The sequence below is a fragment of the Paenibacillus rhizoryzae genome (assembly GCF_059686995.1).
Genome location: NZ_JCAALT010000001.1, coordinates 379,653 through 401,165, shown reverse-complemented (window position 1 = coordinate 401,165; position 21,513 = coordinate 379,653). Strand labels below are relative to the sequence as shown.

Sequence of the window (21,513 nt, the reverse complement as noted above, 5' to 3'; positions counted from 1 at the left end):
AGCATTAAAAAAACCGGGCGCCTATGCATCGATAATGCGCCCGGTTGTCTTGCCATGCTTATTTCTTGAACGTGGAGGAATCATATGCTTTTTGCAAAATTTCCAGGTAGCGATTGAGCTTCAAATCTTCAAGCCCTTTCACGTAGCTGTCCCAATCCTTGTCAAGGCTCTTGTGGCCCGTGATGAATTGCAGTGCGTTCTCATCGATGTACGTTTTGATGTTCGTTTGCAGCATTGTAGCTTCATCTACTTCAGCCGGATCGAGCCAGATCGCCCACAGTGGGAAAAGCTCCTGCGGCTCATGGCCTTGGTAGAGCTGCGTAGCTTGATACAGACGACGCTCATAGTTCGCGGAATCGTAGATATCCGTGCCTTGTACGTAGCTGTCACGGTATTCTTTCGGCATGTAGAAATGAGCCATACCGCTCCAACCAGCGTTACGAGGAGCTTCGCCTTCTGCTCTTGGAATCGGAGCAACCATCGGTTTCACGCCTTCGCCAAGTGCAACTTCGCCGTCTTTCGGATCTCTCCAGTCAATGTCTTTCATACCGGATGCGCCGTTTGTTTGGCCTTCAGGGGAGAACATGTAATCAACAAGTTGAATCAGTGCTACTTGTGCTTCTTTGCTTGCTTTGCTTGTGATTGCGAATTTCGCACCAGGGGAAACACCGCCGCCGTCATGAGTTGCCAGCGAAACGCCGTTTGGACCTGTAAGCGGCGGAACCGGGTTGTAGTCTTTGGAGTTTTTGTTGCCATGATCGATGTTTAAGAAAATAGCCGGGTGCATGCCTGCGCCTGCGCCGAGAATTTGCGCATCGCCGTTTTCACCGATTTTCTTGAATGCTTCCGCATTTTGCGTGAAGGCACCCGGATCGATCAAACCTTCGTCGAACAACGATTTAATGTACGTCAAACCTTGTTTCCATTCGTCCGTTACAGCAGAGGAGCCTACTTTGCCGTCTTTCATCATCAAATGGTTGCGGTCGTCGTCATAAACGAATGCGTCCATCAGGTAAGGCACGACGCGAACACCGAAATCTTCTGTCGAGCCGCTGAGCGGTACTTCGTCTTTCTTGCCGTTGCCGTTTGGATCTTGGTTTTTAAACGCTTCCAAAACCTTTTTGAAATCTTCCGTTGTTTTCGGCATTTCAAGCTTCAGCTTCTCCAGCCAGCCTGTGTTCAACCACATTTTGTTCGGGTATGAACAGTGGAAACATTGGGAGTAAGCAGGCAGACCGTAGATGTTGCCATCCGGCGCTACGCTGAAGGCTTTGAAGTCTGCATTGCTGTCTAGTGCTGCCTTGATGTTGGGTGCATATTGATCGATCAGGTCGTTCAGCGGAATCAATACGCCTTGTTTGCCGTATTTGATCAGATCTGCTTGCGAGAATTGATCGATGTACGCCGTTAGCATGTAAGCATCCGGGAAGTCGCCGCTCGCTAGGGAAATTTGACGTTTCTCCTTAGCGCCGTCGCCTGGGATCGCTTCGAACGTAAATTTGATGTTGAATTTATCTTCTACGAATTTCGTGAACTTGTTTGTTTCAAGGTTGATGTCCTGTTCTTGAACGGCGAACAGCTTGATATCAACCGGCTCTGCAGGTGTAGCCGTGTTTGTTGCAGCAGGCTCGTTCGTATTCGTCGATGCAGCATTTGTCGGTTCTGTGTTCGAAGTCGTATTACTGTTTCCGTTGTCTTTGGAGCAAGCCGACATTACCATGGTGGTCATCATGACAATTGCGAGCAAGCTTACCATTCTCTTTTTTAACACGTGTAATCGCTCCCTTTTAGTTGTTCTGCTTGGTTTGTTTCACCATCACCATGTAGATCAAGCACAGCCTGATAACCGATGCGCTTAAGACGGCATCACTCCTTTCAATACCGATATCGGATTTAGCCTTTAACCGACCCGACCAGCATCCCTTGGACAAAATAACGCTGGACGAACGGATAAATAATGAGCACCGGAAGTGTTGCCACAACAATCAGCGAGTATTTCAAAAGCTCGGCCAACTGCTGCCGTTCCACCTGCTTCATAGCGTCCATATTGGAACTGCCGCTGTTGTTCTGAATGATGATACTCCGCAGAATCAGCTGCAGCGGATACTTGCTCGATGTTTTGAGATAAATGAGGGCATCAAAGTACGCATTCCATTGGCCGACCGCATACATGATAACGAGAACGGCTATGATGGGCTTGGACAGCGACAGCACCACGCTGCGAATGAAGCGGATATCCGTACAGCCGTCGATTTCGCTTGCTTCGACTAGCTCAGCAGGTATGGATTGCTGGAAGAACGACCTTGCAATGATGACCTGCCACACCCATACCGCGTTGGGAATGATTAGCGCCCATCTTGTGTCGATCAAGCCCATGCTCTTCACGACCAGATAAGTTGGAATCAGTCCGCCGCTGAACAGCATCGTGAACGTAATAAGCATCATAATTACATTGCGTCCGAAGAACGTTGACCGCGAGAGCGGGTATGCCAGCATGACCGTCAACATAACACTGATTAATGTGCCTGCAGCGGTATACAGCAAGGAGTTGCCATAGCCCGTTAGCACTTGCGGATTCTTGAACAGCGATTCGTAGCCCTTAAGCGAAATATCTACCGGCCACAGCCAGACACGTCCCGCCGATACGGCAGCCGGGCTGCTGAAGGAGCTGCTGAAAATGTAGATTAACGGATAGAGCACCGCCACCAGCACGAGGGCCAGAATGATGTAAATGACGGTTAGGAACACTTTATCGCCGGATGATTCTTTAATTCGATTCGCTACCTTAGCCACGTAAACACCTCTTCGTTACCAGATGCTGGATTTCAAAAACCGTCGTGCCATTGCGTTTACCGTAAATAACAGGACAAGATTGATGACAGAGTTAAACAAACCCACTGCCGTCGCAAAGCTGTAATTCGCATTCAGCAAACCAATTTGATACACGTATGTCGCGATAATCTCCGAGCTGGCGATATTTAATTTATTTTGAAGCAGATACACTTTCTCGAAGCCGATTGCCATGACGTTACCGACATTTAGAATCAAGATGATCGAGATCGTGGGCAGAATGCCCGGCAAATCCACGTTCCAAATTTTCTGGAAGCGAGATGCGCCGTCCACCTTGGCTGCTTCATATAGCGTTGGATCAACCCCAGCAAGTGCTGCCAAATAGATAACGGCGGAATAACCGGCTGTCTGCCAAATATCCGACCATACATAAATGGATGTGAACATGTTCGGGTTACCCAGGAAGTTAACGGATTCCAGCCCCAAGTGATTCATGAATACGTTTACAAATCCAAGCCTCGGCGCTAGGAAAAGCATAATGATCGAGACCATGACGACCGTGGAAATAAAGTACGGCGCAAAGGTGACAAGCTGCACGAAACGCTTGAACTTCTGAGCGCGTACTTCATTTAACATGAGCGCCAGTACAATCGGAACAGGGAATCCGGCAAGCAGCAGATAGAAGCTAAGCGTAAGCGTATTCTTCACGATCGTACTGAACACCGGGTTCTCAAAGAACATTCTGAAGTTGTGAAGGCCAACCCATGGGCTGCCCCAGATCCCCTTCGTCACGTAATAGTCTTTGAAGGCAAGAACAGCGTTCAACATCGGGTAGTATTTAAAAATAATAAAGAATAAAAGCGGTGGCGTGACGACGAGATACAATTGCCAATGTCTTGCGAAACTTCTTCTTGCGCCGAGACGTTTGCCAGCGGCTTCCAAAACAATCCCCTCCTATGAATCCATCCTTGATGTGTGACAGCGCTTTCTACAGGATCGATCATAGGTGATTTTCGGTATCTCAAGGAAGGTACAATTACGTCTTTTAGCGTACAGATCTCCCGAAATCAGGGGGACATTTCCCCATAAAACGGCCATCTGAGCGCCCTTACCTCGCAAACAGGCGCAAAAAAACCGGCCGCATCTGCCGCGGCCGGCTAAAGTGATTATTTGGTATTTTCTTGCGCAATCCATCTGTCGTACGCCTGCTGCAAAATCGTAACGTAACGGTTCGAGCCAAGTGCCTTAAGCCCGTTTACGTATCCATCCCAATCCTTATCGAGATCTAATTGGCCAGTTATGAACGCCATCCCGCTCTCGTCGATCTCGTGTTTAATATTCGATTGCAGCAGACTTGCTTCATCGGCATTCGAAGAATCGATCCAGACCGACCACATCGGGAAAAATTCTTTAGGCTCATGTCCGGCGTATAATTCCGTCGCCTGATAAAGTCTTCTCTCATATCCGGCTGGAGAATAAATGTCCATATCCTGCACCCAGCTGTCCCTGTAGGATTTCGGCATATAGAAATGGCCCATCCCGCTCCATCTCGTATTATGGTGAGCATCAGACTCTTTCACGACAATACTCGCGAACTTCGCCGGAATATTGGGGTCAAGCGCTTGTTCGCCATCCAGCGGTCTTCGCCAATCGAGACCTTCCTTGCCAATTTCCGCACCGGCTTGGCCATCGGGCGTATACAGATAATCTGCAATTCGAATGAGTGCGATACGCGCTTCCGGGCTCGCCTTATCCGTAATGGCAAATTTAGCACCGGGCGTGCTGCCCGACTGATAATAAACCGCGTAAGAAGCATGCGGCCCTTGAAGAGGCGGAACAGGCACATAATCGCTGCCCCGTTTGTTGCCAAGCCCCGTATCAACAAAGATCGCCGGATGCATGGCCGTCCCCGCTCCCAATAGTTGCGCGCCGGCATTCTCGCCGAGCTGTTTATATGCATCCGCATTTTGCGTAAAAGCGCCTACGTCGATTAAGCCTTCATCATATAAGGATTTAACGTATTTCAGTCCCTCGCGCCATTCCGGCTTGTCCGCCGCCAGACTGACTTTTCCATTGGCCACTTCGACATACGTGCGATCGTCGTCATAAACAAAGCCGTTCATCAGAAAAGGAAGCACACGCACGCCGTAATCCTCCGTCGAGCCGCTAAGTGGTATTTCATCGGCTAAGCCATTGCCGTTCGGGTCGCCATTCTTGAACGCCTTTAGCACTTCGCGGAGTTCCTCGGTCGTCTTTGGCATCTTCAGATGCAGCTTCTTGAGCCATTTGTCGTTTAACCACAGCTTATAAGGATAGGAGCAATGGAAACAGTCGCTGAATGCGGCCAATCCATAGATATTGCCATCCGGCGCCGTATTAAGCGCGCGAAGTCCTGGCTCTTTATCGAAAGCTGCTTTGATATTCGGCGCATATTGTTCGATCAGATCATTCAGCGGATAGAATATCCCTTGTTTTCCATAACGAAGAACGTCCGCCTGCGTGAATTGATCGATATAGCTCGTCAGGATATAAGCATCGGGATAATTCCCGCTCGCCAGCGATATTTGTCTCTTTTCCTTGGCACCTTCATACCGAATCGTTCTCCAGTCGAAGGAGACGTTAAACTTTTGCTCCAGTGTTCGCGAGAATTCATTCGTTTTCAAATTTTGATCCGAATCCTGCTGTGCGAAAACGCTGATGCGGATCGGTTTAGCTGCGGACTTGTCCTGCTGCTTGATATAATCGCAGGCAGGAAGTACGAAGAGGAGTGCGACTAGTGCAATTGCGGCACAAACAGAACGAGCAGCCTTCTTCAATGCAAATCCTCCTTTCAACCCTCGGCAGTCTGCCGGTACGAGCTTGGTGACACGCCTGTAACGCGTTTGAAAGCTCTTCGGAACGAATGGGAGCTGTTATAGCCGACTCGGGATGATATTTCATCGACCGTATATCGATTCTCGCGCAGTAAAGTAATGGCATGCTCCATCCGCACCTGTTCCAAATAATCGGATAGATTGGAGCCGGTCACTTCCTTAAACAGCTGCGAAATGTATTTCTCCGGCCGCTCCACCTGCTCCGCAATCCGGTATAACGTCAGCTCCGAATCGGAGAAGTGTTCGCCGATATAACCTTTGATACCGTCGACCGTTCTCGTGTGACTGTCATTCTTGCGGCTGACGACTACCGCGCACATCGCATCGGCAATATCCTCGATTTCCGCCTGGAAGGTACGCTTATCCAGCGCTTGAATGGCAATAACCCGGTCCTTCAACTGTTCGAATATACCGGATTCCATGAAGGTCTTCTGATCGAGCAGCTTCAAGAGCGTACCCTTAACTTCTCCAACCAGCTGATGCCACATCTCGACCGACAGCTCGCGCTGTTCGGTATTAAGCGAAAGTACGGAACGGACAATTCGTCTTGCTTCGTCCGTTTCCCCTGCCCGGATCGTCCCGATCAAACGAAGCTCCAGTTCAAGCGGATAATAATAAGTTGCGCTCTCCATGCTCGTTTCATCATACCAAACGACGCCTTTGCGATCCGCGTGCAGCGCATGCTCCAGCGTCTGCTTCGCTTGCTCGTAGGAAACATTCACTTCGGTTTCCGATCCAAATTGATCGCCGAGCGCAGCCGTAAACGTAATGCGGTAATCTGCAAAAGCTTGCCGCGACAGCTGCTCCAGCAGCGCGGCGATCTCATGGCGTCCGAGCGCATTACCGGTCTCCGCTTCTTTGCAAGCGAACACGATGACGATGCGGTCGGAGCCCCAATCGGTTGTCAGCATAAAGCCGGCAATATCAAGCAGCGCTTGCTTCAGAATGAGGCGTGCGGCATGCAGCTCATTCAGCACTTCAACGCTGTCCATTCCGGTATAACCCTGCACATGCAGAATGCACACATACCCGGAATGACCGTAAATGCCGGTATTCGCTTGAGAAGCAGCGGCGAAAATCTCCTCCCGTGTCTGCAGCTCCCCGGAAATCAACCGTTTCAAGAAGGCATCCCGAATGAGCGGCAGCTGACGGTGCAGCTCAGACTCCAGCTGATTGCTGCTCCGGATCATTTCGGCAATATTCCCGTGCAGAAAATCGTATTCGTTCCGCTCAGCCGTCTCCACCTTGCCGAACTGCTCCTTCACGACCGAAACCAGCTTATGAATAGGGACGCTGTTGCGATAAGCCAGCAATAAGCCGACCAGCAGACCAATCGCAAGCGCAATGCCTGTAATTGTCCATGTCATGAACTTGATCTGATTCGCATTTTCCAATAAGGCGTGTCTCGGAATACCGGAACGATAAACCCAGCCGTTCGTCTCCGAATGGATCGTGATGACGAGGTCATCATCGTAAAATTGACTCGTTTGTTTCGGATCAAATTTAGGGTCCTTGGACAATACCTTCATATCTGGCAAACCGGTACCCGTCGAAGCAATCGTTTGTCCGTTGGCATCGCTGATTTGCGTCCAACCGCCGTATTTGTCCGAAATACCCGTCAATAAATTCGCGATCGTTTTCTCGTCGATAATGACCACGGCGACGGCAGGCGAGGAGCCGCTAAAGCTGTCGAGTGGGAAAGACTGCAAATACGTTACGACAGCAGTCGGTGTACCCTTATTATTAAATTTGCGAAGGGGCATGATTTCGCTGCGATGCGTTTTCCCGAGCACCGTCTGCTTCCATTCGGCGAGCGTCTGGTCGGTGTAACGGAAGTTATCATAATAATGCTCCGGACGGAAATAGGCAGAACCCGGCGTCAGGATGACATTATAGTTGTCCAAATAAATATAAAACTGCTGCAGAAAATCATTGGTTTGTCCGAACGTCAGGACACTGCGCAGCATTTTCCAGATCCCGTACACATTCGTCTGGTCGCCCGTGCTCTTCTCATTCATCAATACGCTTAAGTCCGGATTGATGGCGAGCTGTCTCGTGAAGCCTTCGACCTCTGCCATCCGCCGCTCCAGCAATTCTTTGCTCTTCTGGAGCTGTATAACGTTATTCTGGATCGACAGCTTCTCTGTAACGGAGATGGAGGTGCGATAAGATATGAATCCCGCAATGCTGGGAATGATTAATATGACGATATAAGAAACTAAGAAGCTTCGAAACACGCTTGAAAACTTCTTCATCAGGCCCCCCCTCCCTTTATCTATGTTAGCGCTATCACGCCTCTGCACTCTATTATCGTACAAATTTCGGCCCACCGCACGACATTTATATAAAAGAAAAGCAACTGAAAGGATACTTCCCCTCAGCCGCTCACCTTCATTTTCCATCTATTCCGCTCATTCCCTCTCATCTTACAATTTAATCCAATACGCCGTTGAAAGTACGGGATTCCCCGCTCGCTAAGTGTAAGTCTATGACCATGCGACCATACCGCAGCTTTGTTTCGAGAGGCTTGTTCGCCTTGACGGTAACGCTAACAAGGCTGCCGCTCTCCCATTGCACTGCGACCTCGGCGTCTCCGCGCGTGCGAAGTCCGGCGAATCGGCCGTTCGGCCATGACTGCGGCAGCGCAGGCAGCAGATGGATTTCGCCGGCATGGCTTTGGAGCAGCATCTCTGCGAATGCCGCAGCGCCGCCGAAGTTGCCGTCTACGACGAAGATATCCACTTCCGCTCCTGCGATACCGGATTTGGAGTAAGTCAGCATGTTGTCCAAGCAGAGCTGGCTGATCAGATAAGTCAGATGCTCCTGAGCCTTGTCTCCATCATGAAGTCTGGCTCTTCCCGCCGCGAACAGAGCAAGCGTAAATTCCACGTCCTCCAAATCTGCGCCTCGCTGCCGGTTATCTAGTGTCTGCCTTGCCGCTGCAGCAAGGTCAGGCGTACGATCCGGTGTAATTTCGTTACCCGGATACAATCCGTACAAATGCGATAAATGGCGATGATCAGGCTGAGCCTCGCCATAATCCTGCAGCCATTCCTGCAGCTGGCCGCCTCGTCCAACCGCAAGCGGCGGGAGAATAGGCAGTGCCGCCATCAATTGTGAACGAAACTCATCATCAGCCCCTAACCGCAAAGAGGCATCGATGAGAAATTCAAACAGTTCACGTACAAGCATCGTATCCATGACCGACCCCATCGACATCGTATAGGATGCTGTTTGCTCCTCGCCCGGATAGAAGCTGTTCTCCGGTGAATTGGAAGGCCCTGTGACCAGATGTCCGGTCTCTGGGTGAACCGCCATATAATCCAGATAGAATACAGCCGCATCTCGCAATACCGGATACGCCAGATTCTTCAGAAAAACTTCGTCTCGGCTAAATTCGTAATGCTCAATAAGCTGTGCCGCCAGCCATAAGCCGCCGGTGACATTAAGCCCCCACGAGTAATGCCAGCCCGGTGCCGCGAATCCCCAAGCATTCGTGAACACGTGCGCTACCCAGCCCTCGCAGCCATAGAAATCCTGTGCCGCTTGGCGTCCGGATTTCGCCAGCTGCTCCACGAAGCGAAGCAGCGGCAGATGGCATTCTGCTAAATTTCCGGTCTCCGCCGGATAATAATTCATCTCGGTGTTCACATCCAGATGGAAATCGCAGCTCCACGCCATACGCGCCGCTTCGCCATCATTCCAAATTCCCTGAAGATGCATGGGCAGCTTAGAGTCCTCACGGGAACCGGCGATCATAAGATATCGGCCATAATGATAGAACAAGGCGAACAGCTGCGGATCGTCATGACCGCCATTCTCGCGCATGTGCAGCATTCTTTTGTCCGTTGTAACGGTTGCGAGCTCTTCCGATCGAGACGATGCTGGAGCAAGCTCAATGGTTACGCGCTCATACAGCTTGCGGTAATCTGCAACATGCGCGGCTTTCAAAGCATCGAACCCTTTATGGGACGCATTTTCGATTCTCCATGCAGGCTCTTCCTTCCATTGCTCATCCGCTCTGCCGTAATCGGTTGCTGCCGTGAAATAGAGGCATGCCTCATCAGCTAGCTCTACGACTATCGCATCTCCTTGAATACTCACCGTTCCGCCGCGCACGATTACGCTCACCATACCTCGCCCATTCACACCGCATGTGCCATCGCTGTGTACATTCTCGGTGGCTTGTCCGTTGAAATAGAGCGTACCGCTTCCTTCTTCGCTCGCTTCTGCCCATGAATGGAAAGTTGAAGATCTGCCTTCGATTGCGACTGAAAAAGAAAGTGAACCCGGCTGATCACTTCTATAACGAGCTGCGATAGCATGATCGGCATGCGTCGCGAACATTTCGCGTTCATATCGCGTGCACCCTGAAGTATAGCCGGTGCGTACAATCGCTTCCTCCAGATCCAATTCCCTTGCAAAGCCTTCCTCCGAATGGCCAAAATAGATCTTCACATCGCACATGGACACATTCGTTCCGAAATTGCCTTTCGTCGGCATCAGCTGCTTTTCAACAAGTCGTTCGCCATTGGCATAATCGCCGTCGAAGAACAGTTCTCTCAATGCGGCTAAGCCTGCTTTCCCCTCAGAACGGCTGGGCGATCGTTCACTCTGACCCGACCAATACGTCGTTTCCGTCAAGTGCCATGTCTCGGTTTCCGCTCCGCTGCAAACAACGGCACCCAGGCTTCCATTTCCGATCGGCAGTCCCTGCGCCCAATTCGAAGCGGAACGGTCATACCATATTTTCATCATCGCTCACTCCTTGAAGAAGTTGATGCTTTCATCCGTACATGAAAGCAGATACATATTTCGAATTTCCTCTATTTATCGTATCATTGAAAGGTATATTCGTATTTGGTCACTCATCCAAAAGTTAACGGAAAATCCGGTAACGAAAGGAATTACCGCGGTGAAGAAACTGACGGAACTCACTCCATTCCTTGGGGACTACATGCCCTATCAATATGACGGAAGCTCAAACGAAGGGCTTCGGACCTGCAGCGTATACGCCATGCATCTCTTCCCCGACGGACCCGGCGAGATGGAAGTCGACGGCAAACGGTACCCCGTCGGCAGAAGAACGCTCGTTTTCCTGCGTCCCGGTCAACCTCATGCCTTTCATTTCTCACCGGAGCATCCGCAATCTTCCTATAATCTCTACTTCGATCTATGGGAGCAGCAGGAACCGCGTTCTTTAAATCGCTTCTTCTTCCGATATCCGGAGAAGTTTCAGCCCCATACCTCCACACCGGCATTCCCTTGCGAAGAGCTGGACAGCATGCCAAGCGTCTTCTCGCTGCAGGCACATCCGCTGCTCTTCGATCTGCTGCACCTCATCTCCAAGTCATTCGAGGATTTAAGCTGCCATCGGCAAGAAACGGTTAACAGCCTGTTTTACGGCTGGATGCTGGCTTGGTACAACGCCGTCCATACGCATCAGCCGAGCGACTATCGGATCGTTCGGTTGCTGGCTAGGCTCGATGCCCATCCGGAGAAACGGGAGCCCGTGTCGGATTGGTGGAAGTCATGCGGTCTGAAGCGAACATACTTTCACGAGCTGTTCCTGCGCGAAACCGGCCTGACTCCTAAAGCTTATCAGCACAGACAATTAATGAAGCGAGCCTCGCAAATTATCCAGGAGAGCGATCTCAGCATTACGGCCATTGCCGAGAAGCTCGGTTACACGTCGATCCATTCGTTCACGCGGCATTTCACCGCGCATTTCGGACTAAGTCCAAGGCAATTCCGTACTGGCCCCCGAGGCTTGCGATAAGGGATCTACCCCAGCTTAAGTGCAAAAAAAAAGAAGCCTTGCATAAGCAAGGCTTCTCTGTGTTTGTATAATTGGTGCGGTCGAGAGGACTCGAACCTCCACGGCTGTTACACCACTAGAACCTGAATCTAGCGCGTCTGCCAATTCCGCCACGACCGCATCTGGCAGATGTGGTTGCAAACAAGCTGCAATCACGTTTTTTATTATGGCATCCGGTTCAGGCGAAGTCAAGAAGAAGAACGAAAGTTGAAATTTTCTAACTATAGATCAATCGAACAAGTCTCCGAAAACATCGAGCATCGTTTTCTTCTTGCGCGGCTTACCGTATTTGTCATAACCATTCTTATCATACCCGTGAGAGTCATACCCGTTCTGGCTGTAGCCTTTGCCGGTATTGTAATTGTGATCCTGACCCTGACTGCGGTGGCGATCACGATCCTGGTCGTAATGGGTCGCATTCGGCGGATACGCTGGATTGACATTCACGCTGCGCTCCAAGCGGTCATAATCATCACGAACTTCTTTGACACCGCGTACAAGCTTGTCCAGCTCGCCGCGATCCAGCCATACCCCTTTACAATCCGGGCAAACGTCGATCAGAACGCCGTCTTTCTCTACCTCGCGCATACGAACATCTGAACATACAGGACATTTCATTCATATAACCTCCAGTAACGTTTGTTACAACAATACGAATGAACCTGCATTTTGTTTCAACTTTTTGCTTACAGCTCCGTTCGGGGTGCAGTCACCGGCTCATAAACATAGCTTCTGCTAAGCTTTACTACTCTGCGGCTGCGCTTGCGAATGACGACGGAGTCCGCATCCCATGCAACGACAATGCCCAGCACATCATTGGCTTCCATCCCATCTCTCACTACACGCACCGAAGTTCCGGCAACCCGAAATTGATCCAACTGTTCTTCCGATATCATCCTCGATCGCTCCATTTCTATAAAAAAACCTCAATACGGCAGTTCATGCCAGCATTGAGGTCTTTCGATTCACTTGTTAGTTCTGCGCTCAGCTAACATGCTCTTTCGAATCATTCGTTTCATACCATTCATCCAGAACCCGGGAAGACATGACACGGCTCGTGATATACTCCGCTTGTTTCTCGGTGAATTGTTCTTTCCAATCCATCTCTAGCTCTGTCGAGAGCTTCACAATCGTAAGGAGTTCGGACCATGCAACATACCGTTTATACCAGAAAAACTGCGGATGCTCAATCATATAAGGGTACAAGTCATCAAAATCAGTATGCTTGCAGTCAAGAGCACGTTCGAAATGGTTCTTCGCTTCCGACAATTTGGTTACTAAATAATCAGCAGATAATTGTCCCATATAGTTGTGCCTCCAATCCGTCACTTACGATCATTATAAGCCAATTCATTCAACTCGAAAAGATGATGATCATGGAAATTACCTGGAACTTATTCGAAACGAATTTTTCCGCCATCCAGTGAAGCAATTCGCACCAGCGATTCTACGCGAATGCCTTGTTCGCGAATCGTACGAGCACCGGCCTGGAATGATTTCTCCACGACGATGCCAAGTCCTGCCAAGGTTGCACCGGAACGCTCGATAATTTTGATTAGACCGCGTGCTGCATCGCCGTTAGCGATGATATCGTCGATGAATAGCACGGTATCATCAGGCGTTAGGAATTGACGGGAAACCATAATGTCCGTTACAATGCCTTTCGTGAATGACGGTACACGTTCACAGTAGGCATCCGGATCGGCGATGAGTGTTTTCTTCCGGCGTGCAAATACGAGCGGTACCCCAAGCGCAAGCGCTGTAGTAAAAGCAACCGGTATGCCGGATGATTCCACGGTGATCACCTTCGTAATCGGCGTTTCAGCATATAGACGCGCAAATTCTTTACCCATTTCTTGCGTAAGAATCGGGTCGACCTGATGATTTAACAGGGCATCCAGCTTAAGTACATCTTGATTTAGAATAGAGGCTTCACGCAGTATGCGTTCTTTTAGCAGTTCCATTCGCTTTCCCTCCACCAAAAAAATCTTTTCCGTTAAAGGTATCATATGGGGCACCAAAAGCGCAACTAATCGGTAAAAAATATCATGAAACCACTGCTAATCCTTGCAACTTTTTTCCATTGCCGACGTCTAACTGTATAACAACGAAGCGGTCGGATGCTGGACGAACATCAAGGAGGTGTGACACGAATGATATCGAGCTTAACTACCAAGCAAATCGCCTATACGGCTGCCGCCTGCACGATGCTTCTCCTGCTTTCAAGCTGCTCGCTTGGCGTCGCGGGAATCGAAAGTCCAAATACGGGCCGGTTAACGGCTGAACAAGCCGGGTCACTGATCGACGACCATTCCGACAGTCCTCAGAAAGCGTATGTTGCAAAAGGCGACGGCCAAGAGGCATTATTCGAGGAGAATTCCTCGCAGGACACAACGATCGCGGATGCGAAGACGGAATCCTCCACCGGTAAGGCCGGAACGAAGCAAGCTGTAGTGAAAGAAGAGCCGAAGTGGGATGCCAAAGCGCCTAAGCTTCATGGCATCGCCATCGGTGATGCCAAATCTACTTTGGATACACGACTCGGCAAGCAAACGGACAATTATACAATCGATGATGAGAAAGAGACCATTACCGTTATTGAGTATGCCGGATTCTCCGTCGGATATGGTTCGGATAAGAAAGTCCGGTTTGTGGAAGTATTCGAGAAAACTATTTCGAGCGGCCTAAGCGGGCTTCGTGTAGGTGACGGCGAGAACGCCGTAACTGCAGCTTTAGGGAAACCGACTACTCATACCGCAAGCGTACTCGCTTATCAAGCTGCCGGAGCATTGCTGAAGCTGGACCTTGATCCCCAAACGAAAAAGGTGCTTTCGATGAAGCTCTTTTTACTTCAAGATAAGCCACAAGGTTAAGAGTGCGCTAAGCAGAATCGGAACGGTTAACAGCAGTCCGTATTTGGCGTATTCGCGCCAAGACATATCAATGCCGCCTCTGCGCAGCAATTGCAGCCACAGAAGCGTTGCGAGCGAACCGATCGGTGTCAGCTTCGCGCCGACAGAAGTGCCGAGCAAGCTGGCGTACGGCAAATAATGCGGCCCGGCTGTCTGTTCGATCGCCAGCGAGGATACGAGCACTGCAGGCAAGTTATTGACTGCCGCACTGAGCAGGGAGAACAGCGCGCCGGAGCCAAGGATGCCAATCAATGGTCCTTGATCCGTCAAAGGCTTGATTGCGTGGGGGAACCAGTTGACCGCACCGTGCAGATACATACTGTAAACAATAAGATTCATCGACAATGCGAATACAACGATCAACCAAGGCGCTCCTCGGAGCGTCTTTTTCACGTTCCCTTGGCCGGCAACCATACTTGCCAGCCACTGGACAGCGGCTCCTGTCAAAGCGATGGCCGCTACCGGAACCCCCATTTTATCCGCTAATAAATAACCTGCCATAATCGACGCAATAATGACCCAAGAGAGGTAGAACAGCCCTTTATGGCTGATCGCCGAAGTCGGATCAGGAAAGGATTGCGGCGCATGAGGTCTCTCTTCCTCCATGCGAATGCTTCTGCCGAAATAACCTGCCGTAACCGCAATCGTCACCAGTATCGCTACAATCCCCGGTAGAATCATCGTTCTGGCATATTCCCCGAAGGTCAGATGAAAGAAATCCGCTGTCAGAATGTTCGTTAAATTGCTCATCATTAGAGGCGCGCTTGCGGTATCTGCCATTAAGCCTACCCCCAGCAAGAACGCGATGCGGCTCCTGCGGGACAGCTGAAGCAGTGCCGTTACTTCAAGCACGATCGGAATCATGATCAGAATCGTGCCGTCATTGTTGAAAAACACCGTGATTGCCGCAGCGAGTGCGCACAATCCGATTAATAGGCGCAGCTGCCTATGATGAAAGGATCGTACAATATGGAGCGCCGCCCATCGGAAAAAACCATTCGCATCCAAAAGCGCCGTAAACAGCATAATGCCGATTAAGGAGAAGGTCGCATTCCAAACAAAGCTCCATATATAAGCCGCATCCTCCGGCGTAAGAAGTCTGGCTACGAACAGCAATGCCGCACCTAGAAAGGCGACAATGGCTTCGTGAATTCCTTTTGGCTTCCAGACAATCAGCGCGAGGGATGCAGAGAAAACACTAATGGCAACAACCATAGCCATACCGGCAAATCCACCGCTTTCTCTTATAAGAAGGATAATAGTCATGCCTGTCCTCAGTCGGACATACCTTTACTAGTAGGTATTGTACGAAAGGCAGGTCATGTAAAAGGATGAAAAGAGCGAGTAAAATCATGCAAATCGCGTTTACGTATATGGGTACGGTAGTTGGCGCAGGTTTTGCAACCGGACAAGAGATCTTGCAATTTTTTACTCGATTTGGCTTTCTAGGTGCCGTAACGATTCTAATGGCTACGATCATGTTTGTTTGGCTTGGCGCCAAAATGATGCTGATCGCAAGCGACGTCAGGGCTAAATCCTATGAAGACGTCAATAAAGTGCTGTTCGGCGATCGCTTTGGACGCTGGATCAGTCATTTCATGCTCATTGTTTTGTTCGGTGTTTGTGCCGTTATGCTCGCAGGCGCAGGCGCCATCTTCTCCGAGAATTGGAATATTTCTTATCAATCCGGCCTGCTGATCACGATGGTCGGCTGCTTCTTCCTGCTGCGCAAAGGGATGAATGCAATCTTGACGGTCAATGCGATCGTGGTGCCGGTCATGCTGCTCTTCACGGTGCTCATCATCATCGATACGGTCAAAACACCCGGCTCGGATCGGTGGCTGCTCCTGACAAGCGACCATTCGCCGGTCTCCATTTGGGCCTCCCCATTCCTCTATGCCGCTTTCAACTTATCGATGGCACAGGCCGTGCTCGTACCGCTTGGCGCAGAAATGCGAGACCGTAAAACGATTGTATACGGCTCGTGGATCGGCGGCATCGGGATCGGCTTCATGCTGCTTGCCGGCCATATCGCATTATCCGTATACATGCCGGGCATTCAGCAATTTGCGATTCCGATGGGCGGTATCGCACGCCAGCTCGGGCATGGCATTCAGTGGATCTATATCTTCCTGATTTTTGCCGAAATCTTCACCACGCTGATTGCCGATGTGTACGGACTGACGCTGCAGATGCAGGAACGGCTCAAACTTTCCCGGACCCTGCTCACAATTCTGACACTGGCTTGTTGTTATGTAGCGAGCCAAATCGGATTCGGCCCGCTTCTCTCCACGCTCTATCCGCTCTTTGGGCTCATCAGCCTGGGTTGGCTGGTGCTGCTGATTAAGCAGCGGCCTCCGATTGGGGAATGAACGTGTTCAGTACGATCCATTAAGATAAATGGATGAATTCGGCTTGCGGTAAAATAGTACGTATTAAGTCTCTCATATGATCATGGCAAGTAAACAGCACAATTTGCCTCCGTTCTGCAAGCTCACCGAGCACTTCGACGGCGGCTCTCTGCCTGGTCAGATCAAAGTTAACTAGCGGATCATCCAGTAAAAGGGGTAGTTCATTTGAGGCTGCCGCCTCATCCGCGAGCGCTAAACGCATCGCCAGATACAACTGCTCAGCAGTCCCTCTGCTGAGCAGTTTGCTTTCTACCAGCCTACCGTCCTTCGTCTCCAGCGAGATCGTTTGCTCGCCCTCCGGAATCGAAATCCGCTTGTAGCCTCCTTGAGAAAGTCGGCCCATTATCCGCGATGCTTCGCGTAGAACTCCGGGCTGACGCTGCTCCTCCATGACACGTTTGGTTCGGCGAATCATCGTCATGCTGATCGCACCTACCGCATAGCGCTCAACCAGCTGTTCCAGCGCAGCCGTTGCCTGCTCACGCTCCATAATCAGCCGCGATCTGCCGCTGCTTTGCACCAGCTGCTCCAGCTGCTGGCGCTTGCGGCCGCTCTGCTCAAGCAGCTCGCTTCTGCGCTGCTCCAGCTGCTTCAGCTCGCGCTTCGCTTCCTCTTGCATCTGTACAAGCTGATTGCCATCGCAAGAGGCATACCAAGTCTCCAGCTTCTCGCGCTGTCCACTTGTTAGCCCCGCAGTAAGCTCCGCATCCAGTCTGTAGCGTTCCGCTTCCAGTTCCGCTAGTCGCTCAGAACGCTGCAAGGCTTCCAGCCATTCCAGCTCATTGCTCACCTTCGCGGCCGCGAACCACTGCTGCCGCTTCGCTTCCAAGTCAAGCGTGAGCTGGGCCAGCTGCGATGCCTGCTGCTCCAGCTCCGCCAGCCGCGCTCGCAGCTCCCCGGCTCGGCCGGCTGCCGCCGCATGCCGGCCCGCTTCCGCGTGCAGCATGCGAACGGCTGCGGCCGCGTCGCCATGCGCGCGATTCGCCGCCGCGGGGAACGCCGCGCTCAGCTGCAGGGCCGCGTCTTCGAAGGCGGCTACCTCCGCCTGCAGCCGTGCAGCCTTGCCCGCTGCACGGTCATACGATTGCAGCCGCAGCAGCGCCTGCTCGGCAAGATCGAAGCTTTCCGCGGCCGCTTCCGGCGTGAGCGAAGCCGGAAGGCCGCAATCGGTCAGCCAATCGCGCCATCTGGCCGCGATGGCTGCAGCCGCCTCGGCCGCGTGGTCCACCGCGGCGAGGGCGGCGTCCTCTTGCGCGCGCAGACGCGCATGGCGGCGCGCAAGCTCCCCGCGGCGCTCAGCGGTGCCGGCGCGCAGGCGGAGCTCGTCCTGCCGCGCGTCGATGGCAGCGCGCAGGCGCGAGAGCACATGCGCAGGCGAGCCTGCTGCCGCGCCGCCAGCGAAGTCCTCGCGCAGTGACGGCGCGGCCGAGGCGCGGCCATCTCTGGCAGCGGCGGATTGCCGCCATGCCGCCGACAGCTCGGCCTGCTGCGTCGCAGAAGCTTCGTGCTGCTCCCGTGCCAGCAGCGCAGCTATTAATGCCGCAGGCTCGCGGACAAGCTGCCGCACCGCGGCTACGACGCGCTTCTCCGCGTCGGCAAGCAGTGCGTCGGCCGCAGCTGCCGCCCCAGAGGAGGCCTCCCGTGCGCGACCGCGTCCTGATCGGTTTCTCCCGTTTGCTCGACCGTATGAAGCGCCGACAGACGGCTTCGCAAGGCTCATCAACGCCGGCGTCGCGAGCGCAACTGCGGCAACACCTGCGACAACCGCAGCAACAGGCTCGCCGACAGCGGCAAGCACGGCCGCGCCGACCGTTGTAACGGCTACGACAGCCCAATAAGAGCCGCTTCCAACCCGCAGCAGCGTCGACCGCATTTCTTCGCGCTGATTCTGCTGCATTTCTTCACCTGAACGCTGCGATGAAGCGGCGCGGAGCCTGGCCAATTCCAGCTCATGCCAGGCTTCCTCGAACTGACGTGCAGCAAGCCGAAGCGTTTCCGAGGAATCCGGAAGCAGCTCGTTGGCTGCCGACGTCCCAAGAGCCCTTACACCGCTGTCCGCATCTAATTCTGAAAGCTGTCCAGCCACTTCCCCAACCTGCTGCGATGCTGCGCGAAGCTCCGCATCAGCATGCCCTTTAGCTTTCGCGCTTTCCTGAAGCGCAGCACGGTATACCCGTACCTGCTCCCGGTCCGCGACTCCAATTGGGAACGACCGCAGCTCCGTTTCAGTCCACGTCGTGGAAATGCGGTGGATCAGTCGGCGAGCCGTCTCCTCGTGCTCCCGCATTTCCGCCAATAGCTCTGCGGCACTCTGTTTGGACGCAGCTATATGCTCGGCAGACAGCAGCAAGGCTTCGATTTCATGCTCACGAGCGATCAACCGATCATCGTAAGACAATGAAGCCAACAGCTGTGCTTGCCTCTGCCCTATTTCATTATTCTGCTGACGCTCAGCATGCAAACGAATAAGCTCCGCCGCTATTGCCTCCGTCTTCGCTCGCGCATCCGCAACCAGCCTCGGCGCATCGCCGTAAGCTTCCTGCTCCTGTAGCAGTGCAAGCCGCTCGATCCACGCTTGGCGCAGATGAACAGCTCTTGTCAGAAGCGCTTCCGTCTCTCGCAATGAGGGAAGCCGCTCTTCCACATGCGACTGATCGCCTTCGATCTCTGCAAGCGATGAACTCAGTTCATTAAAGGCGACGATACTATCCTCCGATTGACGAAGCTGTATGTCGATTTCATCAAGCGCCTTCATTAATTTATTCATTTGCTGCGTACTTCCGCGCGGGCGATATAAATGGTCTAACTGTGTTTGCAGCAGCTTCTCGGTCTTCGCGATCGCACTGCCGCCATTCCAGCCGGCGTGATACAGCTGCTTGCCGAGCTCATCGCCCTCCAGCATTCCGATAGCCTGCAGCTCCGATAACGAGATGGCAAACAGCTCACGGAACAATCGCTCGTTGACGCCGCCCAGAAATAAACGCTCCCATATCGGCTGAGTGAGCGTTTCAATTCCGCCGTTTCCGCCAATTCCGCTGCTTCCATCCAAATCAAGCCGCCGAATATTCACCTTCCCGGCAGCGCTGCTGTAACGCTCCAGCACGTAAGAATGTCCCGCACTATTTTGGAAAAACAATCGCCCGCCGTGGCGGCCGCCATTTACAGGCTCCTGCCGTTCAGCCGGATTGCCTTTAGTAGCAAAACCGAACAGCATTGCGCGAATGAACCCAAGCAGGGTGCTTTTGCCGGCTTCGTTATGTCCGTAAACAATCGTAACAGGCGCATCGAATTTGCAATGAAGGTCGCTCAGCTTCCCGAAACCTTCTACATGAAGTCCTTGAAGCTTCATATTCGCTCGCCTCCTTGTCCCGCTTCCTGCTCAGGCGACGGCCCTCTCTGCGCATCGGCATCCTCGGTCAGCATTCCGGCCGCAAGCTCCCTTGCTTGCTCAAACCATCCTGCAGCCCGCTCCGTCTGTAGCGTGCGCACCATTTTTCGAATTCTGGCATTGCTTGATAACGATTGAAGGGCTTCATCCAGCAGCTGCTGCATCGCAAGTTCGTCCGCTTGTGCGTCATTGCTGCTGCGAATAAGCTCACCTGTAAAACTATCCTCTGCAGCCAGAGCTTCCAGATCCAACTCTGCTCCGGTTGCAGCTTCTAAACTATAAATCCAGCTCCACTGCGTCCCTGGTATGTAGCCTGACGTTGAATCAAGCCCGCCGACTCGTTCCCTTATTCCACCTAGCAGCTCCGTGATTACGACTGCATCCGTTAAAAGGCGATGCAACGGACCGCGACCCTCTAAGCGCAGCTTAATCATGAGCGACCTGTCTTCACCCTTCGCCGCTGCCGCTATCACAGCTTGTTCTAATGCATAAAGCAGTTCCTGCTCGGACTGAATACCTGCGATAGAGACATGTAAAGTCTCCCAACGTATCGTATCCAAAGGGAGAAACTGCAGCTTTGTCTCGAACGTATCGCTGACATCTACGAGATAACAGCCCTTCGCGCCTGTCTCGTTGGCATGTCTGCCTTGCGTATTGCCGGCATAGACAACATGAGGATAACTATGAAGCACGGCGCGTTGATGGATATGTCCAAGCGCCCAGTACTGGAACCCTGCACCTACCAGCTCCGTCAAGCTGCATGGCGCATAAGGATCATGTCCGGCATGCCCATCCACCGTGCCATGCAGCAGCGCAATTTGATAGGATCCATCGTCGACCGGCTTATAGCGTGACGCCAAATTTGCGGTTACAATCCTTGTCCCATAGGAGATGCCATGGACATGAGCAGCCAGCTCTCCATTTTTCGTGTAGACAGGCACAGCTTCTGTTTGATCCGCTCCGAAGAAATGAACCGACGTTGGCCAATCCAAATTAGCCTGTGCGCCTGACAATGGATCATGATTGCCATGAATAACAAATAGCCGCACGCCTTGGGCATGCAGCTTCTGCCACTCCCGCTGCAAGGATAATTGCGCACGGAGCGATCTATCGGCTGTATCATAGAGATCGCCGGAAATAACGACAAAATCAACTGCTTCGCGCAATGCCGCCTCGACCAGATGGCGAACAGCCTGAAAGGTCGAGGACGCAAGTCCCTCCCTGACATGGGGAGGCACCTCCGTCAATCCTCGGAAAGGACTGTCGACATGCAAATCCGCCGCATGAATAAATCGAAATGAGACTCCCATGTCCTAGCTCC

At 52.1% G+C, this 21,513-nt stretch carries 16 protein-coding genes and 1 tRNA gene; 3 read left to right on the top strand and 14 right to left on the bottom strand.

Annotated features, from left to right (window positions below; translation table 11 throughout):
* Positions 1-58: 58 nt before the first annotated feature.
* The 6 genes from AC6ESO_RS01740 to AC6ESO_RS01715 all read right to left on the bottom strand — a co-directional run bounded on the left by AC6ESO_RS01740 (position 59) and on the right by AC6ESO_RS01715 (position 10,421).
* Positions 59-1,756: an extracellular solute-binding protein gene (locus AC6ESO_RS01740; protein WP_497090470.1), complete on the bottom strand. Its 1,698-nt coding sequence runs from the start codon at positions 1,754-1,756 to the stop codon at positions 59-61.
* A gap of 137 nt (positions 1,757-1,893) precedes the next feature.
* On the bottom strand, positions 1,894-2,793 hold the full coding sequence (locus AC6ESO_RS01735; protein ID WP_497089897.1) for a carbohydrate ABC transporter permease: 900 nt from the start codon (positions 2,791-2,793) through the stop codon (positions 1,894-1,896).
* Between the two features lie 15 nt (positions 2,794-2,808).
* The gene (locus AC6ESO_RS01730; RefSeq protein ID WP_494817080.1) at positions 2,809-3,732 is read right to left on the bottom strand and encodes an ABC transporter permease subunit; all 924 of its coding nucleotides are present in this window, start codon (positions 3,730-3,732) and stop codon (positions 2,809-2,811) included.
* A gap of 224 nt (positions 3,733-3,956) precedes the next feature.
* On the bottom strand, positions 3,957-5,606 hold the full coding sequence (locus tag AC6ESO_RS01725; RefSeq protein WP_497089896.1) for an extracellular solute-binding protein: 1,650 nt from the start codon (positions 5,604-5,606) through the stop codon (positions 3,957-3,959).
* A 14-nt stretch (positions 5,607-5,620) separates the two neighbouring features.
* Positions 5,621-7,918: a helix-turn-helix domain-containing protein gene (locus AC6ESO_RS01720; protein WP_497089895.1), complete on the bottom strand. Its 2,298-nt coding sequence runs from the start codon at positions 7,916-7,918 to the stop codon at positions 5,621-5,623.
* Positions 7,919-8,096: 178 nt separating this feature from the next.
* On the bottom strand, positions 8,097-10,421 hold the full coding sequence (locus tag AC6ESO_RS01715; RefSeq protein WP_497089894.1) for a glycoside hydrolase family 95 protein: 2,325 nt from the start codon (positions 10,419-10,421) through the stop codon (positions 8,097-8,099).
* A gap of 157 nt (positions 10,422-10,578) precedes the next feature.
* Here AC6ESO_RS01715 and AC6ESO_RS01710 point away from each other — a divergent pair, with 157 nt between their 5' ends.
* Positions 10,579-11,442 (top strand): helix-turn-helix domain-containing protein, encoded by an 864-nt coding sequence (locus AC6ESO_RS01710; RefSeq protein WP_497089893.1) that lies wholly within the window; start codon positions 10,579-10,581, stop codon positions 11,440-11,442.
* Positions 11,443-11,514: 72 nt separating this feature from the next.
* On the opposite strand, the gene AC6ESO_RS01705 is transcribed toward AC6ESO_RS01710, so the two are convergent.
* From AC6ESO_RS01705 to AC6ESO_RS01685, 5 genes are all read right to left on the bottom strand, one after another.
* A tRNA-Leu gene (locus AC6ESO_RS01705) sits at positions 11,515-11,601 on the bottom strand.
* A gap of 108 nt (positions 11,602-11,709) precedes the next feature.
* Positions 11,710-12,099 (bottom strand): TFIIB-type zinc ribbon-containing protein, encoded by a 390-nt coding sequence (locus AC6ESO_RS01700; RefSeq protein ID WP_497089892.1) that lies wholly within the window; start codon positions 12,097-12,099, stop codon positions 11,710-11,712.
* A 68-nt stretch (positions 12,100-12,167) separates the two neighbouring features.
* A complete protein-coding gene (locus AC6ESO_RS01695) occupies positions 12,168-12,377 on the bottom strand; it encodes a hypothetical protein (protein ID WP_494817074.1) in 210 nt (69 codons plus the stop codon).
* Between the two features lie 88 nt (positions 12,378-12,465).
* On the bottom strand, positions 12,466-12,786 hold the full coding sequence (locus tag AC6ESO_RS01690; RefSeq protein WP_090978009.1) for a hypothetical protein: 321 nt from the start codon (positions 12,784-12,786) through the stop codon (positions 12,466-12,468).
* 89 nt (positions 12,787-12,875) lie between these two features.
* On the bottom strand, positions 12,876-13,445 hold the full coding sequence (locus AC6ESO_RS01685; RefSeq protein ID WP_090978007.1) for a xanthine phosphoribosyltransferase: 570 nt from the start codon (positions 13,443-13,445) through the stop codon (positions 12,876-12,878).
* A gap of 189 nt (positions 13,446-13,634) precedes the next feature.
* On the opposite strand from AC6ESO_RS01685, the gene AC6ESO_RS01680 reads away from it, so the two are divergent.
* Complete coding sequence (locus AC6ESO_RS01680; RefSeq protein WP_497089891.1) at positions 13,635-14,354, top strand: hypothetical protein; 720 nt, start codon at positions 13,635-13,637, stop codon at positions 14,352-14,354.
* Here AC6ESO_RS01680 and AC6ESO_RS01675 read toward each other — a convergent pair.
* Positions 14,328-15,659, bottom strand: coding sequence for an ArsB/NhaD family transporter (locus tag AC6ESO_RS01675; protein WP_497089890.1), 1,332 nt, complete (start codon positions 15,657-15,659; stop codon positions 14,328-14,330). The genes AC6ESO_RS01680 and AC6ESO_RS01675 overlap by 27 nt on opposite strands.
* Positions 15,660-15,724: 65 nt before the next feature.
* On the opposite strand from AC6ESO_RS01675, the gene AC6ESO_RS01670 reads away from it, so the two are divergent.
* On the top strand, positions 15,725-16,765 hold the full coding sequence (locus AC6ESO_RS01670) for a YkvI family membrane protein (protein ID WP_497089889.1): 1,041 nt from the start codon (positions 15,725-15,727) through the stop codon (positions 16,763-16,765).
* Between the two features lie 19 nt (positions 16,766-16,784).
* Here AC6ESO_RS01670 and AC6ESO_RS01665 read toward each other — a convergent pair whose 3' ends face one another.
* The gene (locus AC6ESO_RS01665) at positions 16,785-20,153 is read right to left on the bottom strand and encodes an AAA family ATPase (RefSeq protein WP_497089888.1); all 3,369 of its coding nucleotides are present in this window, start codon (positions 20,151-20,153) and stop codon (positions 16,785-16,787) included.
* Positions 20,150-21,502: a metallophosphoesterase family protein gene (locus AC6ESO_RS01660; protein ID WP_497089887.1), complete on the bottom strand. Its 1,353-nt coding sequence runs from the start codon at positions 21,500-21,502 to the stop codon at positions 20,150-20,152. The genes AC6ESO_RS01665 and AC6ESO_RS01660 overlap by 4 nt, the downstream gene beginning before the upstream one ends.
* Positions 21,503-21,513: the final 11 nt, after the last annotated feature.